We start from the raw sequence: 16,278 nt of genomic DNA, 5'->3' as shown, positions 1-16,278 counted from the left end.
CCCCGGTTTCCCGGAGTTATCCCAGTCTTACAGGCAGGTTACCCACGTGTTACTCACCCGTCCGCCGCTGATATCAGGGAGCAAGCTCCCATCAATCCGCTCGACTTGCATGTATTAGGCACGCCGCCAGCGTTCGTCCTGAGCCAGGATCAAACTCTCCGATAAAAGTTTGAATAGCTCTTTAAAAATAAATCTAGAATTAACGTTGACGTATTGTCTTGTTTTGTTCAGTTTTCAAGGTTCAATGTTTATCGCTTGTCCAAGAAGCGACTTTATTAATATATCATGTTTCACACATTCGCGTCAACAAATTTTTTCATTTATTTTTCTTAAATGTTGTTTGCTGTATCAGCGACGTTTATTAATATAACACGCAGTTAATGCTATTGCAATATATTTTTAAGGAAAACTTAAAAATATAATTAATCTTACGCATGTTCTGATAAACGGATATTCTCCATATACATGAGTACTACGCATTCTGAAAGGGGATTTCTCTGACATGCTTACAACCGTTGCACTATTTCTATCCTTCATCATGGCCGTGTATTTATTTGCGTATTCTTATGTACAGGCCCTTAAGATATGTGAAAGCACTGCTCCTGTAAGGGGACTGACCTTTATTTTTTCCGTCGTTATGGCTTTTGTGTTTTCTGGGTTTACATACGTATTTTCTTAAGTCCAACGTATCCCAAAAGACTAAGGGGCTCCTTCGCTCCTTAGTCTTTTTGATTGAGATCCAACAGCAGCCCTTCTTCCCGGTGCTCTTCATTCCCTACTGTCAATACCTCTTCCTTCAACAGGAGAGGATTATATTTGTAATAAAAGTGTTTCGACGGGTTCTCTTTCAACACCCAGATCCACATGGAGTTGAAGCCCATCTTCCTGAGCTCTCCCCTGGCAATATCAAATAATGCTTTCCCAATGCCCTTCCCTTGATAATCTTTCAGAAGATAGATGGCATACAACTCTCCTTCATATTTACCCGAACGCTCTTTTCCAATTGAAACAAAACCGACGATTTCTCCGTCTTCCTTTTCACATACATACGTATGATGAGAATCTGAAAGGATACTCACCCACCTCTTTTCTCTTTCCACTATGGATAAAGACTCGAGGTAATCTTCCGACACGATTCCCCGGTAGGTGGTCCTCCAGCTATCCACATGGACGTGTGCCAGTCCTCTTGCGTCCTTTAGTTCGGCCTTTCTATAGTGCATTCGTCTTCACCTCACTGGCTTGGGTAAGTTTTTTCAGTTTCCTTTCTTCTATTAAGAAGAGAGTGACACCGGTCATAATGACCATGCCGCCTATCACCTGCGTCATCTGCACTTTTTCCGCCAATAGCCAATAGGCGAGGAGAGATGCACCGATTGGTTCAAAGAGGATGGCCATGGAGATCGTCGAGGTACTTAACCACTTTAACGACCAATTAAACAATGAATGCCCGAGTAGCGTCGGGATGATGGCAAGAAGAAGGAAGTAGACCCAATCCTCTTTCGGGTAAGGTCCGAGACTTTCCGATCGGACAAGGACATAGAACAATAAGACGATTGAGCTTATGGCATAAACGAGGTACGTATACGTCATAAGAGACAGCCGTTTTCTGATTGCCTGTCCGAATAAGAGGTAACCCGTTATAAGCGCGCACGCAATCAAAGCCAAAATATCTCCCCAGAGAGCACTGCCGCTTATCCGGAAGTCCCCCCAGCTTATGATGAAGCTCCCGGCAACGGCTAAGACAGCGGATAATAATGCCTTCGCCGTCAGCTTCTCCTGAAAGAACAGGTACGCACCGATAAAAGCGAATAACGGTTGCAGTGTGACAAGCACCGTGGAACTTGCGACCGAGGTGTAGTGTAAGGATTCAAACCAAAGGATGAAATGAAACGCCAGGAATACACCGGCTAAAATCGAAAACATCCAATCTCTCACAGTAATAAGTTTCAATTCCTTCACATACTTTAAGAAAAATACCGGGGACATTAAAAGAACGGTGAAAAACAACCGGTAAAATGCCAGAATGCCTGATGGCGCACTGGATACTTTCACTAAGATGGCAGAAGTAGAAACGGAGATGACTCCGATAGCAAGTATAAGGTATGGATTTACTTTGGCATCCGACATGACAGACCTCCTGATATATGTTGTTCATTGCTCTATTTTATAATCAGACGAATCGAATTACTACATGAATTTTTTGCAGTCTGGAAGGATTGGAGGGGGATGGATGGAGCTATTAGATACGACATTCTTGATAAAACTCGGCGTTTCAGCCGTATTGGGATTGATCATAGGTCTCGAGAGGGAATTGAAGAGAAAGCCTGTAGGACTGAAGACGTCTCTTGTCATCTGCATTGTGAGTTGTTTATTAACGATTGTGTCCATGGAATCCGCCTATCTTGCTGAGGGATCGGACAAAGTGAATATTACGATGGACCCACTTCGATTAGCCGCTCAGATCGTTTCCGGTATCGGCTTCCTGGGAGCAGGTGTCATCCTGCGGAAAGGGAACGATAGTATTTCAGGTTTGACCACAGCCGCGATGATTTGGGGGGCGGCAGGGATTGGTATAGCCGTAGGTGCAGGGTTCTATATCGAAGCGACTGCCGGAGTCATCCTTTTGATCGTCTCAGTAGAAGTGGTTCCGATCATCATTACTTACTTAGGCCCAAAACGCCTGAGGGAAAAAGAATTGTCCCTTCGCGCCACGATATCCGAAAAGAAGGAGATCAAGTCGATCATTGAAAAAATCAAAGCCGAAGAAATCACCATCGAAAATATCCGGATCAAAGATTTGAAGAATCAGCACCATCTAGTAGAGTTAAAGATCATTGTTGATTTCAGGAAAAAGACGGTGGACCTTTACTATACCATTTCAGAAATAGAAGGAATCAAGGATATAGAAATTGAAAGCTTATAGACACAACAAAGAACGAGGGAAAGCCCCTCGTTCTTTTATTTATTCTTCTCCAGTTTATTTTACAGGTTTCTTCAAGAAGCCTACCATCAGAGCTGTAATGACGGAGCCGATCAGAACCGCCAGTAGATATAAGAATGGATTTCCTTCCACTACAGGGAATACGAATAATCCCCCATGCGGTGCAGGTAATCCGATCCCAAAGAACATGGTCAATGCCCCTGCAATCGCAGATCCCGTCACGATCGAAGGAATTACACGTAATGGATCCGCTGCTGCAAATGGAATCGCTCCTTCGGTTATAAAGGAAGCACCCATAAAGTAAGCCGCAATACCCGCTTTCCGCTCATTATCATTGAACTTCTTCTTAAATAATGTCGTAGCTATGGCAAGTCCTAATGGAGGTACCATCCCTCCTGCCATAATGGCAGCATGTGGTGCTAAGTTCCCGCCTTCTATCATGGCAATACCGAACGTGAAGGCCGCTTTGTTGATAGGCCCCCCCATGTCGACGGCCATCATTCCACCGAGGATCAATCCAAGCAATATCATGTTCCCTGTCCCCAGCCCGTCAAGCCAGTTCTGGATGCCGGTATTGACTGCACTCAGAGGTTCAACCAGGAATTGAAGCATGATGACACCTGTAATGAAAATACCAAGTAACGGATAAATGAGCACCGGCTTGATTCCTTCCAGCGCGGAAGGGAAATTCTTAGTCAATCGTTTGATACCAAGTACGACATAACCGGCTAAGAAACCGGCAATGATTCCGCCTAAAAATCCACTTTGACCCGTTGCCGCAATCAATCCGCCTACCATACCCGGGGCAAATCCAGGTCTGTCGGCTATGCTCATGGCAATGAATCCCGCAAGGACAGGAACCATCAGGTAAAAGGCATTTCCTCCACCAATCGTATTCAAGATCGCCGCAAACTCATTGTACTCCGGAGAATCCGGGTTCGCTGACTGAATGCCGAATAGGAATGAGATCGCAATCAGGATCCCTCCTCCTACGACGAACGGAAGCATGTTGGATACACCATTCATAAGGTGCTTATAGAAACCGGATTTTTGCTTTTTCTCTGAGCCCCTATCGGATTCTTTCTCATGCTCTCCCCCGTTATATACCGGGGCATCCTTCTTCATGGCTTGATTCAATAGTTCTTCAGGACGTCTGATCGCTTCCGCCACAGGAACTTCAATGACGTGTTTTCCCTTGAATCGGTTCATTTCCACTTTCGTGTCCGCTGCGACAATAATGGCTATGGCACTTTCGATTTCCTCTTGTGTCAGGACGTTCTTCGCCCCTCCAGAACCATTTGTCTCTACTTTCAGATTCACATCCATCGTTTTAGCCTTTGCCTTTAATGCGTCGGCTGCCATATACGTATGAGCGATCCCGGTAGGACAAGCCGTTACAGCAAGTATTTTCCCTCCCGGAGCTGACGTTTCAACCGCCTCTTCTTCATCTTCACCATCATGAGCGTTGATTATTTCCAATACCTCTTCTTTTGTAGCGGCATTTAAAAGCGCTTTCCGGACATCCATATCCATCAGCATGGAAGAAAGGCGACTGAGTGCTTCTAAATGGGTCTGATTCGCCCCTTCAGTCGCTGCAATCATGAAGAAAAGATGAGCTGGTGCTCCATCAAGGGATTCATAATCAACACCCTCTTCTGATTTCCCGAAGGCAATCGCAGGTGCTTTAACGGCGGATGTTTTCGCATGCGGAATCGCAATTCCTTCCCCGATCCCAGTCGTACTCTGTGCTTCCCGATTAAGGATCGCTTTTTTGAATTCATCACGGTCCTGCAATTTGCCGCTTTGATCCAAAACGGATACCAACTCGTCAATGACTCCGTTTTTCGAATGAGAAGATACATGAAGCTGAATTGTATCTTTTGTCAGTAATTCCGTTATTCTCATTTTGAATTCCCCCTCTATATTTGTGTAATCTGAATGTCTTCAAATAATCTTTCCACGTGTTCAGCTGAACAGAGACCAATGGAATAAGCAGTTGCCGATCCGGCTGAGGTGCCCAAGCGGAATGAATCCTTCACGCTCCATCCCCTCGACAGGCCGGCAAGGAATCCGGCGACCGTTGAATCCCCTGCACCGACCGAGCTCTTCAATTCCCCCTTAGGTACAGAAGAATAAAATACATCATCTTCAGTCAGTAGGAGTGCTCCTTTTTCAGCCATGGATACCATGACGTTTTCAACACCGGTATCTTTGAGTTTCTTTCCGTAATGTGCTGCCTTTTCAATAGAGTCTATCTCCACATCAAACATTTCCCCGAGCTCATGATGATTCGGCTTGATTAGGAATGGCTTCAAGGGCAGGACCGGTTCGATCAGTTTTTTCTCGGCATCGATGATCACTTTCGTCCCCTGTTTCCGACATTGTGCTGCAATCTCCTGATAAAATGTTTTCGGAACCGAACCAGGTATGCTTCCTGCAAGCACAATCATGTCATCTGCGGTCAAGGATGATATTTGATCAAGGAGTGCCCGGATATGCTCTTCAGTAATGGAAGGGCCACTTCCGTTTATTTCCGTCTCATCGTCCGCCTTCACCTTGACGTTTATGCGAGAGGCTTCCTTTACTTCGACAAACTCTGTTCTGATACTTTCTTGATTCAAAAATTGTTTAATATACTCCCCTGTATGCCCCCCTGCAAATCCGAGAGCCACACTATCCACATTCAATTTGTGTAAAACGCGGGAGACATTGATCCCCTTCCCCCCTGGGAAGGCACTTTCCGCATTGCTCCGGTTTAGACCGCCTTTTCGAAAAGAGTCCAGTTCCATAATGTAATCCACAGAAGGGTTCAGTGTTAATGTATAAATCATGCTGTCACAACCTTTATTGTAGTTTGGTTCTTCATTGCCTTATCATGTTCTTCATCCAAAGTGTTCGTAATGATCATCGCTTTATCGAGATCCACTATTTTACTGAAAGCAATCTCACCAAATTTCGAATCGTCGGCAAGAAACATGGCTTCTCTTGATAACTCGATGGCCATGCGCTTTACCTGGGCCTCTTCAGGATCAGGCGTGGTGAATCCATATTGTGCATGTACACCGTTTGCTCCCATAAATGCTTTATCAAACCGGTATTGACGAATGGATTCCATGGCCCCACTACCGACCATCGCTCTCGTTACAGGCTTGACGTACCCACCGATCATATAGGTTTTAAATCCTTTCTGAAGCAGGGCTTCCACATGGGTCAATCCATTGGTGACGACGACAATGTCTTTTTCCGGAAGATAATCGATCAGACTTAAGGTTGTCGTTCCGGCATCAAGATAGATACAATCCCCTTCTTCCACGAGGGCGGCTGCGTATCGGCCGATTGCCTGTTTCTCCTGAAGGCTTTTGGATGATTTTTCAGAAACGCTCAATTCCATCAGCTTCCCTTGCAGCTTTGACGCCCCGCCATGAATCCGCTTCAGGAATTTCTCTTGTTCAAGCTGCGTCAGGTCCCTTCGAATCGTTGACTCTGAGGCATTCGTTGCATCCACGATATCCTGGATCTTGATCGCATCCTTCTCCTTCAATAAGTCTAAAATGATTCGATGACGTTCCTCGGTTAACATGGTCTCTCCTACTTTCTCCGATCGTTTGTTACCTTCATTATAATGAGAACGGTTACAAAAATCAATCATTTTTAATCAAAAACATTCACAAACAATCATATTTCATTCAAAAGTAAGCATGTATTGGCTGGCGAGGCGTTGGTTTGCTTATTAAATTTCAGAGGATTTCGAGGCACGACAAAAAAAGCCAGCCCCCACCATCATGGTGAAAGGGCTGGCTCGCTTTCCCGAATTACTCGTGCGACTCTTCCTGTGAAGCTTCAGGATTTTCTGTGCTTTTCGGATTCGGGTTTATATATTGATAATCTGAACGATCGATTTGTTTATAGCCTTCTGGTTTGTAGAAACGAAGTAAGTCTTCATAAACGACTTTATCTGAAAGTTCGAGACGTTTCGTAGCTTCTTTAGATGCCTCTTCACATGCGTTGCTTCCTTCTTCTACAGGTTGACCCGTTTCGTTATCGTAACATATTCCCTTGATATCAGAGTACTCAGGAGTAATGACGTCTCCATTACGGAATGGCACGATCTGCTTGCGATCTTTGGACAGTAAGTCCTGACCGAAGCTGATGTAGTCCTTGTTATCCACACCAAGAAGGTTGAATAGCGTTTCGCGGACATCCACTTGACCACCATATGTGTGGTTGACTTCACCTTTTACTCCTGGAGCTATGATGAATAACGGAACACGTTGAAGCTGTGCATTTTTGAAATCTGTGATTTCTTCTCCTGTGACTTGTTCCATTGCTCTGTTGTGGTTTTCAGAAATACCATAGTGATCACCGTAAAGGACGATGACGGTATCATCATATAGTCCACTTTCTTTCAGATCATTAAAGAATTGTTCCAAAGCAGAATCCATATAGTTGGCCGTTTGGAAATAACGATTCACTACACCATCGCCAAATTGACCTGGTTCGAAGTCTGTGTCATTCTCATGACGATCAAACGGGAAATGGTTAGATAGCGAAATGAATTTCGTATAGAACGGCTGTGGTAATTTTTCAAGCATCGGCATGGACTCTTTGAAGAACGGCTTATCCTTTAATCCGTAAGGAAGCTGCTCTTCCGGTTTACTCATATCATAATACGTTGCATCGTAGAACTCATCATATCCCATCGTACGATACATTTCAGAACGGTTCCAGAACGTTTTATAGTTTCCGTGAAACGCCGCTGAAGTATATCCTTCACCTTTTAAGATTCCAGGTGCGGATTGCAGCGTATTGTTTGCATTCGTCATGTAGACGGCACCTTGAGGTAATCCGAATAATCCATTTTCCATGATGAATTCGGCATCTGATGTCTTCCCTTGCCCCGTCTGGTGGAAGAAGTTATCGAAATAGATCGCATCTTCTTTTTCCACTAGTGAGTTAAGGAATGGCGTTACCTCTTGCCCATCGATTTCTTTCCCGATCACAAAGTTTTGCAGGGATTCCATCGATACATAAATGACGTTTTTCCCTTTTGCTTTACCGAAATATTCAGGGTTCGGATCCACTTTATTTGCTTTTACATAGTTCTCCACTTCAGATACTTCATTGCTGTCTGCCAGGGCACGCTTGGCAGATGTCTTAGAGTTCTGGATCACATCATAAATCGTAAAGTTGTGTGTACCAAGATACTTCACAAGATAGTTACGGTCAAAGCTTCGTGTCAATAGTTCCGGACGGTCAATTTCCGCAAGGCCAAGGTTCAGTAAGAACACAAGGACTGCTGATGTCATGACGGCAAATACTGAACGGAAGCGTAATTTTTCCTGTGGTTTCACTTTTTTCATGATCATTAATCCGATGATAATGAACAGGTCAGAGAAGTACAGGATATCGACAGGACTCAATAATTCCAGTGCACTTCCGCCAAGTCCGTTATTCGTCTTGGCCTGAAATAATACCGGAACTGTAATGAAATCATTAAAGAAACGATAGTACACAACGTTCGCATAAAGGACGAAGGACATCAGGAAGTTAATGACGATGAATGCAATATACCGTCCCTTGCCTTTCCAGAATAATGCCAGTGCAAAGAATAGGAGCGCTGAACTTAATGGGTTTAGAAATAAAAGAAAATGCTGAAGCGCATTTTGTATTCCGAGATTAAATTCGGCTAAATATACCGCGTAGGTCTTGATCCAAAATAATACTACGACTGTAAAGAAGAACGATAACTTCCCAGTGCGCATATCTTCAAACTGTCTTTTAAAGAAGTTCATACTTCATCACCTTTTTTATTGTATTTAATTTGCAGCATTTATAAACGTAAATTGATTAAGGAATTGTTAAGCCAATGTAAATCCATTCGAATCAACAACGAGTATTATAACAAAAATTGATTTCATGTGTATAACAATTTGCGGTAAATGTATCAAAAATATTTCATGGGGATTCGACAAACGCCGATAAATACGGTGCAGATGCCTTTGCTGACAAGGGTTAAGGATATTTGACCAATAAGTGAACGGTCGACATTGATGGTTGAATATACTACCATTGTAAAAAATATCCTTGTTTTGTTTACTCAGTGTAAACTTATTCCCCATTAATCTTTACGTAAAACATAAACGTCCAATGAAATTTCTTCCAGTTAGTTAAGTGCTTCCCCTTTATTATGCTTCATCCTTACATATTTACCTTTTGAAAATCGGATTTATCCAGCTCTTTCGCTTTCTTTTCCTTCGTTTGGCGGTAGGCCGCTTTGAATTTCTTTCTATAATGGGACTGCCCGCTCGTTGCCTGGACATATCCTTCGATCATGAACGAAACCGATAGCATCGTTACAGAAAAGAACAGGATCGGCGTCAACGGGATCCACGGTGCTCCTTGAAGATAGCGGAAGGAATCCCCTATCAGGCCTGACCATTCATACGTAATCGACCTTGGCGGGTCATGTACCATCTGATAGTCCACGTCCGTCCCACCCAGGAATAAGGTGAGTAACCCCAGATGGATGAAGATGACGAGTGTTTGCATGAATTGCTGCCCCAGTAAAATCACGAGCTTTTCTTTCATTGAAGGTAAGATATGCCTAAAGATGATTCTCCACTTCCCTGCCCCCAGGGTTTTCGCACTCAGAATGAATTCCTGCTTGTACACTAAAGACACTTCATTTCCCAAGAGCGCAGACAAAATGGGGACGATTAGGATCGTTAAGATGAGAATTTCGATGATGAAACGCTCAACGATGGAAGTGGAAAATCCCTCGAACGGTTCCCAAAGGACGGGCTCCAGCAGAAAATACGCAAGAATCGTCAAAGGGGTGTAGTGAAAGGAATCAATCCAGCCGTTAATGTACTTCTTATACTTCATCAGGAAGGTTCCCAGTATCAAACCGAGGGGAATCGATAAAAACACCCGTAATACGGCAATCACAAAAGCCGTTAAGATTGTGTATTTTGCCCCGATGATGATCTTACCGAGCATGTCCAGTCCAAGTGCATCGGTCCCGAATGGAAAAAGCCACTTCGGTGAAATAGGAGAAGATTCCACGACCAGTCCATCTACAGAGATAAAATATAATCTTCTGACCTCGTTCCCCCATACAAACGAATACAGAAAGCTAGACACAATCATCACAAAAATAAATGTAAATCCAATAAGAAAGAATGGGTTTCTCCATACGCTTTTCTTCATATCAAATCTCCTCCCCCTTGTTTGCTTTTTTAGAGAGAATCATTTCTCCCACCGTGTAAAAGACAAACAGAGGAATGAAAATCGAAAGAATGGCAATGGTAAACATCTTCGGCTGTAACGTCGACTTCAGGAAACGGGTAATCCCGGCGATATTGAACAAAAGCTCGAGGACGAATAAATTGGACAGCATGAACCATACTGTTTTCTTTGATTGAAAAAAAACGGAGATAACGGCATTCCTTAATATATGGAATGTTAAGATCACCAGTTTCCCCAAGCCGATTGATTGAGCCAGCGTCACATAGTCTTTTCCTTCCTCCCTTTCAAATGAAAGGATTGAAATTCTGAACAGCTGGACCGTCGGTAATATCGCCAACACAAGGATGGGAAGAAGATACGCCTTTTCTGTTGCTACGGAAGCAATTTCAAACAACAGGATGCCTGTCTGCTTATACAGGAAGAGAACAACAAGCTGAGAGAGCAGGATAACCAGAACATCCGGTATCGATTCGAATAAATATAAGATGAACTTGATTCGATTTCGTTTTTTCTGTGAAAACAGCATGGTGAAGATCGTGAGGAGGATGCTTAAGAAACTTGCGAGTAGAAAAGCGGAAAATAAAATGATCAAGGAATAGATGATCGGCTCCCATAAATAAGGAAACAGGTCACGTTCCTTTTGTGCACCGATTACCACATATGTTAAATCCCCCGCATGAAACAGGGCATAAACAATTTCCTTTATGGATTGCCAGTACGCCTGCCATTTCAATTCCCGCTCGTTAATACCCGATAGCAGGACGGGCAGGCCGCCTATAAAAATAATCCCTATGATCGATAATAGGAATTTGACTACTACACCACCTATAAATTTCAAAACTCTGTCCTCCGGTTTACAATGTTACTTTTAATAGTATCATAGAACGGAAGGTTTTATACATTTTTTCCCTTTTTATTTAAAAATGGGCAAAAAAACCGGAATCCCCTAAATGGGACTCCGGTCCTTTTACAATCACAGTTTGGACAATTCATTCAACACAAACTTGTCGACCACTTCTGCTACTCCATCTTCCATATTGGAAGCTGTAACGTAATCCGCTTTCTCCTTAATGTCATCCGGGGCATTGCCCATGGCGACTCCTAGGCCGGCAAATTCAATCATGGTCAGATCATTGTAACTGTCCCCGATGGCAATTACTTCCTCCCGCTTGATATCCATGGACTTGATCAGATAGTCAAGGCTGGCTCCTTTTGTGACACCAAGCTGGGTGAATTCCAGGAAGAACGGCTTCGATCGCATCACGCTGAGTTCATCGTCAAGCTCGGTTTGAAGCTTTTTCTCCACTTTGGCCAGGTGATCGGCTTCTTTCAGCATAAGAGCTTTCACGACCGGCCCCGTGATGGCTTCCTTAAAATCCGGAACGACTTTCACCGGCAGGCCCGTCAGGTCACTTTCTATGGAAGCAAATTGATTTGTTTCTTCTACTATAATGGCGTCTTCTGAATAAGTCAGAATACCTACATCTTCACGCTTACTTATATCATATAAGAAATGAGCCGTTTCAGCTGAAAGGGTCCGGCTGTATTTCTCTTCATTTGTCTTGCAATCTATGATTTTCGATCCGTTGAAAGGTAGAATGTAGCTTCCGTAATGATCGAGTTTCAATTCTTCCGCTACCCAACGCATTCCCTGGGTAGGACGTCCAGATGCCAGGACGACTTTCACTCCGGCTTCCTGTGCCTGTGTGAGTGCGTCTTTCGTGCGTTTTGAAATCGTTTGGTCATCCCGTAATAATGTATCATCTAAATCAAGTACAATCATTTTATAGCTCATAAAGAACATCCTTTCAGGAAATCCGTTTTATATTATCTTACTATAACATCTCTTGGAGCTTTTGAAAAAGGCATATCCTCTATCTACATATCCTCTATACCCATCTAAAAACACATATACTCTTTTCATAAAATGAAATAGACTGCCTGGTAGGCAGTCCATTTGTTTCTATTCTACACCTAGTCTTCTAAATGCTTTTTTATTTCCTCCAAAGTAGGTAAGGCTGTCATGGCACCTTTTGTTGAGGCTGCGAGTGCGCCTGATACGGTGGCAAATTGAGCCATGTGAACCGCTTCTTCCATGGATAAGGTTTCGATCTTCCCTTGGTATTTATCAATTGAATGGAGGATCCCCGATACAAACGCATCCCCTGCCCCTGTTGTATCCACTGCTTTTACCTTCATGGCAGGAATATACCGGGAGTCATCTCCCCGGTATACGGAGCTCCCCTCTGCACCCATGGTGATGATCAGGAAAGGAATATTGTATGCTTTTAGTCTTTCCGCCCCTGCTTCAATCTCTTTTTCACCTGTAATAAATTCGAGTTCTTCCTCTGAGATCTTTACTATATCTACTTCAGAAAGCATACTCTTAATCGTTTCCCTGGCCTTTTCCTCGGATTCCCATAATCCTAAGCGCAAATTTGGATCATACGAAATCAACAGACCATTATCTTTCGCCACTTTCAACGCATGAAGCGTCGCTTCCTTCGCAGGCGAACTGATCATGGAAATGGAACCAAAGTGAAGGATCTTATGGGTTAGGAGGTCCTCTTCATCTATATCACTCACCTGAAGAAAACGGTCTGCACTTGGATCAATATAAAAGTCAAAGCTGCGCTCCCCGTCCTCCCGGTTGGTTACGAACACAACACCCGTTCGATTATCAGGAGTCGAAAGCATTTGATTGATTCTCACACCGTAATTTCCAAGGGAGTCCTTCAGGAATCGGCCTAATACGTCCTCTCCTACTTTTCCTAAGAAGGTAGATCTCGTCCCTAAGCGGGCCAGTCCAACCGCTACATTGGCAGGTGCTCCACCCGGACTCTTTTGATAGGTCATATTTTGTTCGTCAAGAGGGATGAAGTCTATCAGTGCTTCTCCCAGTGAGATGATTCCCTGTTTCATATCAAGTTTCCCCCTCTTATCATTCGGTTCTCTTTTAAATATATCAAATACTCACTGCTCATTCATGCGGGAGGATTGAAATTTTTCTTTAAGATTATGGTATGCTGAAAGAAAAAGTGAAAGCGGGAACAGAATGATACCAACCTATTTTGAAAAAATACAGGAAAAACTTCACTTAGTCCAAACGCAAGAAGCCGAGAAGATGGCCAATCTTGCTCAACGGATTTCTTCCTGCATCCAACATGACGGCATCATCCACCTTTTCGGATGCGGCCACTCTCACATCCTCTCTGAAGAGGTGTTCTACAGAGCAGGTGGACTGGTTCCAATCAACCCGATTTTGATCGAGCCCCTCATGCTCCATGAAGGTGCCGTACGGTCTTCTCAATTAGAAAGAGCAGAAGGGTATGCGTCAGAGTTCATGAGCGGGCAGGATATCCAGCCTCAAGACGTGGTGATCGTTCTCTCCACCTCAGGAAAGAACCCCGTCCCTATCGACGTGGCCCTTCATGCGAAGGAAAAGGGCGCTTATGTTGCTTCCATCAGCTCCTTTGACTACATCGAAAAAGAAATATCCAGGCATCCGAGCGGGAAATTTCTCAGTGAAGTAGTCGATCTTCCCATAAACAATCACTCTGTCGTCGGCGATGCAGTCCTTACTGATGAACGGGTGGCCGTTTCATTTTCTCCCTCTTCAACCGTTGTCGGATCTGCGATTTTAAATAGCATCATGGCTGGTGCCATCGAACACATGGCAGAAGGAGGTTATGAGCCGCCTATCTTCATCAGCGGAAACGTGGATGGTGCAGGGGATCATAATGAAAGGTTGATCGAGAAGTACCGCAGGCGGATTCCCCTATTAACAAAAGGATTGTAACCAAAAAGGAGCAGGAACCCTATTAAGACGGGGTTCCTGCTCCTTTTTTTTACATTCTGTCGAGGTTGATTTTAAATTTATATTTATCGGCTCGATAAACGGAACGAACCAATTCAAAAGGGGTACCGTCTTCCAGGAAAGAATCCCGTTGGATGAAGAGCACCGGCTCCCCGCTTTTCACCTTCAGATGCTTCGTATCCGCTTCTGTCACAAGTGCCGCTTCGACTGATTGGGTGGCATGACTGATGCGAAGATTCAACTCTCTTTCAATATAGTGATACAGTGATTTCTCCAATATTTCCTGATTCAATCCAGGAAGCAGCTTGACGGGTATATAACTCGTCTCCAATGCCATCGGTTCGCCGTTTGCAAGGCGGATCCGCTTCATCGTATACACAAGTTCTTCTTCCTCCAATGAAAGAAGTTCCCGGATATCCTCTGTTGCCGGAGAAATTTCGAAATGCAATAATTTATTCCCGGGCTCGAGTCCCCTGCTTTTCATGTCTTCGCTAAAGCTTGTCAGTCCTTGGAGGCTTTGTTCGATTTTCCGGTGGGAGACGAATGTGCCCCGCCCTTTCTCTCTATATAAGACATTCTTATTCACCAGATTGGTAATCGCCTGTCTCACGGTCATCCTGCTGATTTTAAATGACTCAGCAAGCTCCCGTTCGGACGGCAGGGCGTCCCCCGGTTTTAGCTCTTCAGACTGTATTAAATGGTTAAGGTGTTCTTCTAACTGATAATACAAAGGAAGAGGAGAATTTTTATTAACCACGAACGGTTCTCCTTTCGATATAACGGATTTATGCTCTATTTTATTATATCTATCATGTATATAACAGACAACGATCCGGTTGAGGACAGCTAAGTAGAATCAATCCGCCTCCCTTTATTTCAGCTTTCTCAGCTCGTCTGCGACAAATTCCACATCTGTTCCGACAATGACCTGAAGGTTCCGATTATTCACCTTCATCACACCCTTCGCCCCGTGAGCTTTTAACGCTTTTTCGTCTACCAGTGTGACATCATTGATTTCGAGACGTAATCGTGTGGCACAGTTATCGATGACGGCCAGGTTTTCTTTTCCACCCAGGTCTTGAAGGAAGTGTGAAGCCATGACTTCGTACTTACCATTCCCGCCTGAGTTCTCTTCTGGTGCCACCACATCTTCATCATCTTCACGACCCGGAGTCTTCAAGTTGAACTTCTTGATCAAGAAAGTGAATAGGAGGAAGTAGATGATCCCGTAAAGAATCCCGACTCCGAGTAACAGCCAAGGTTTTTGACCGATGCTGAAATTAAGGATGTAGTCAAAGGCACCCGCAGAGAAACCGAATCCATGATGAATGCCAAGTACATAGGTAACGACCATGGAACTCGCCGTCAAGACAGCGTGAATTCCGTATAGGACAGGAGATAGAAACATGAAGCTGAACTCAATCGGCTCAGTGATCCCTGTTAAGAAGGAAGTGACGGCGAGACCGATCAACATCCCCGCTACATTGGCACGCATATGTTTTTTTGCCGTCACGATCATGGCGAGACACGCTGCCGGAAGACCGAACATCATAATCGGGAAGAATCCGGTCTGGAACGTCCCGGCTGTAGGATCGCCTGCGAAGAATCGGGGAATATCCCCTTTCACGACTTCACCCGCTGCATCTTTGAATGTTCCGAATTCAAACCAGACGAGGGTATTCAATACATGATGCAGTCCTACCGGAATCAGGAGACGGTTCAGCAGTCCAAACACACCCACACCAGTGGCACCTGCCCCGATGATCCATTCACCGATGGAATTGATCCCGCTTTGGATCGGCGGCCAGATGACGCCGAAAATCCCTGCGAGGACAACCATGGATGCAGCTGTCACAATGGGAACGAAACGTCGGCCTCCAAAAAATCCGAGCCATGCCGGAAGTTTAATATCGTTGAAACGGTTATATAATAAACCTGCCACGACACCGGATATGATTCCGCCGAAAATCGCCATATTGGAATCTGGATCAAGGGCTTTCAACCCGCCCGTCAGTACCAGATAACCAATGGCACCTGCCAATCCGGCTGTACCATTTCCATCTTTCGAAAACCCGATGGCCACCCCGATGGCAAAGATTAAAGCTAAATTTTTGAATATGGCATCTCCTGCTTCAGACATAAATGCGATACCCAGCAGATCATCCTGCCCCAATCTCAGCAGTAATGCAGCTGCAGGCAGTACCGCGATGGGAAGCATGAGCGATTTACCGATTCGTTGTAAAAAACCTAACATACTATTCTCTCCTTTTAT

14 protein-coding genes and 1 rRNA gene are annotated in these 16,278 nt (G+C 44.3%); 2 read left to right on the top strand and 13 right to left on the bottom strand.

The window, feature by feature from the left end:
• From AM506_RS14140 to AM506_RS14130, 3 genes are all read right to left on the bottom strand, one after another.
• Positions 1 to 165, bottom strand: a 16S ribosomal RNA gene (locus tag AM506_RS14140); the annotation flags it as partial.
• Positions 166 to 719: 554 nt separating this feature from the next.
• Positions 720 to 1,220, bottom strand: a complete 501-nt coding sequence (locus AM506_RS14135) for a GNAT family N-acetyltransferase (protein WP_060673133.1) — start codon at positions 1,218 to 1,220, stop codon at positions 720 to 722.
• On the bottom strand, positions 1,210 to 2,127 hold the full coding sequence (locus tag AM506_RS14130) for a DMT family transporter (protein ID WP_060673132.1): 918 nt from the start codon (positions 2,125 to 2,127) through the stop codon (positions 1,210 to 1,212). Before AM506_RS14130 ends, AM506_RS14135 begins: the two co-directional genes overlap by 11 nt.
• A gap of 103 nt (positions 2,128 to 2,230) precedes the next feature.
• Between AM506_RS14130 and AM506_RS14125 the strand changes: the two genes are divergently transcribed.
• Complete coding sequence (locus AM506_RS14125) at positions 2,231 to 2,923, top strand: MgtC/SapB family protein (RefSeq protein WP_060673131.1); 693 nt, start codon at positions 2,231 to 2,233, stop codon at positions 2,921 to 2,923.
• A 54-nt stretch (positions 2,924 to 2,977) separates the two neighbouring features.
• On the opposite strand, the gene AM506_RS14120 is transcribed toward AM506_RS14125, so the two are convergent.
• The 8 genes from AM506_RS14120 to AM506_RS14085 all read right to left on the bottom strand — a co-directional run bounded on the left by AM506_RS14120 (position 2,978) and on the right by AM506_RS14085 (position 13,111).
• A complete protein-coding gene (locus AM506_RS14120) occupies positions 2,978 to 4,846 on the bottom strand; it encodes a PTS fructose transporter subunit IIABC (protein ID WP_060673130.1) in 1,869 nt (622 codons plus the stop codon).
• 14 nt (positions 4,847 to 4,860) lie between these two features.
• The gene (pfkB, locus tag AM506_RS14115; RefSeq protein ID WP_060673129.1) at positions 4,861 to 5,772 is read right to left on the bottom strand and encodes a 1-phosphofructokinase; all 912 of its coding nucleotides are present in this window, start codon (positions 5,770 to 5,772) and stop codon (positions 4,861 to 4,863) included.
• Positions 5,769 to 6,521, bottom strand: coding sequence for a DeoR/GlpR family DNA-binding transcription regulator (locus AM506_RS14110; protein WP_060673128.1), 753 nt, complete (start codon positions 6,519 to 6,521; stop codon positions 5,769 to 5,771). The genes pfkB and AM506_RS14110 overlap by 4 nt, the downstream gene beginning before the upstream one ends.
• Before the next feature lie 232 nt (positions 6,522 to 6,753).
• The gene (locus AM506_RS14105) at positions 6,754 to 8,733 is read right to left on the bottom strand and encodes an LTA synthase family protein (protein ID WP_200908450.1); all 1,980 of its coding nucleotides are present in this window, start codon (positions 8,731 to 8,733) and stop codon (positions 6,754 to 6,756) included.
• 406 nt (positions 8,734 to 9,139) lie between these two features.
• A complete protein-coding gene (locus AM506_RS14100; protein WP_060673127.1) occupies positions 9,140 to 10,150 on the bottom strand; it encodes an ABC transporter permease subunit in 1,011 nt (336 codons plus the stop codon).
• A gap of 1 nt (position 10,151) precedes the next feature.
• Complete coding sequence (locus AM506_RS14095; protein WP_060673126.1) at positions 10,152 to 11,027, bottom strand: ABC transporter permease subunit; 876 nt, start codon at positions 11,025 to 11,027, stop codon at positions 10,152 to 10,154.
• 135 nt (positions 11,028 to 11,162) lie between these two features.
• A complete protein-coding gene (locus AM506_RS14090) occupies positions 11,163 to 11,984 on the bottom strand; it encodes a Cof-type HAD-IIB family hydrolase (RefSeq protein ID WP_060673125.1) in 822 nt (273 codons plus the stop codon).
• A 179-nt stretch (positions 11,985 to 12,163) separates the two neighbouring features.
• Positions 12,164 to 13,111, bottom strand: a complete 948-nt coding sequence (locus tag AM506_RS14085; protein ID WP_060673124.1) for an aminoimidazole riboside kinase — start codon at positions 13,109 to 13,111, stop codon at positions 12,164 to 12,166.
• 133 nt (positions 13,112 to 13,244) lie between these two features.
• On the opposite strand from AM506_RS14085, the gene AM506_RS14080 reads away from it, so the two are divergent.
• Positions 13,245 to 13,988 (top strand): SIS domain-containing protein, encoded by a 744-nt coding sequence (locus AM506_RS14080; protein WP_060673123.1) that lies wholly within the window; start codon positions 13,245 to 13,247, stop codon positions 13,986 to 13,988.
• A gap of 49 nt (positions 13,989 to 14,037) precedes the next feature.
• Here AM506_RS14080 and AM506_RS14075 read toward each other — a convergent pair whose 3' ends face one another.
• Both AM506_RS14075 and nagE read right to left on the bottom strand, forming a co-directional pair.
• Positions 14,038 to 14,763 (bottom strand): GntR family transcriptional regulator, encoded by a 726-nt coding sequence (locus AM506_RS14075; RefSeq protein WP_060673122.1) that lies wholly within the window; start codon positions 14,761 to 14,763, stop codon positions 14,038 to 14,040.
• Between the two features lie 114 nt (positions 14,764 to 14,877).
• A complete protein-coding gene (gene nagE, locus AM506_RS14070) occupies positions 14,878 to 16,260 on the bottom strand; it encodes an N-acetylglucosamine-specific PTS transporter subunit IIBC (protein ID WP_060673121.1) in 1,383 nt (460 codons plus the stop codon).
• Positions 16,261 to 16,278 lie beyond the last annotated feature (18 nt).

It is taken from the genome of Rossellomorea vietnamensis (genome assembly GCF_001305855.1).
Lineage (GTDB): Bacteria > Bacillota > Bacilli > Bacillales > Bacillaceae_B > Rossellomorea > Rossellomorea vietnamensis_A.
Note: the sequence above shows the minus strand (reverse complement) of the source record. Positions and strands in the feature narration are given on the sequence as shown.

Coding starts and splice junctions, on each gene's coding strand:
- AM506_RS14135 (WP_060673133.1), bottom strand. CDS start 1,220: ATGCACTATAGAAAGGCCGAACTAAAGGACGCAAGAGGACTGGCACAC.
- AM506_RS14130 (WP_060673132.1), bottom strand. CDS start 2,127: ATGTCGGATGCCAAAGTAAATCCATACCTTATACTTGCTATCGGAGTC.
- AM506_RS14125 (WP_060673131.1), top strand. CDS start 2,231: ATGGAGCTATTAGATACGACATTCTTGATAAAACTCGGCGTTTCAGCC.
- AM506_RS14120 (WP_060673130.1), bottom strand. CDS start 4,846: ATGAGAATAACGGAATTACTGACAAAAGATACAATTCAGCTTCATGTA.
- pfkB (WP_060673129.1), bottom strand. CDS start 5,772: ATGATTTATACATTAACACTGAACCCTTCTGTGGATTACATTATGGAA.
- AM506_RS14110 (WP_060673128.1), bottom strand. CDS start 6,521: ATGTTAACCGAGGAACGTCATCGAATCATTTTAGACTTATTGAAGGAG.
- AM506_RS14105 (WP_200908450.1), bottom strand. CDS start 8,733: ATGAACTTCTTTAAAAGACAGTTTGAAGATATGCGCACTGGGAAGTTA.
- AM506_RS14100 (WP_060673127.1), bottom strand. CDS start 10,150: ATGAAGAAAAGCGTATGGAGAAACCCATTCTTTCTTATTGGATTTACA.
- AM506_RS14090 (WP_060673125.1), bottom strand. CDS start 11,984: ATGAGCTATAAAATGATTGTACTTGATTTAGATGATACATTATTACGG.
- AM506_RS14085 (WP_060673124.1), bottom strand. CDS start 13,111: ATGAAACAGGGAATCATCTCACTGGGAGAAGCACTGATAGACTTCATC.
- AM506_RS14080 (WP_060673123.1), top strand. CDS start 13,245: ATGATACCAACCTATTTTGAAAAAATACAGGAAAAACTTCACTTAGTC.
- nagE (WP_060673121.1), bottom strand. CDS start 16,260: ATGTTAGGTTTTTTACAACGAATCGGTAAATCGCTCATGCTTCCCATC.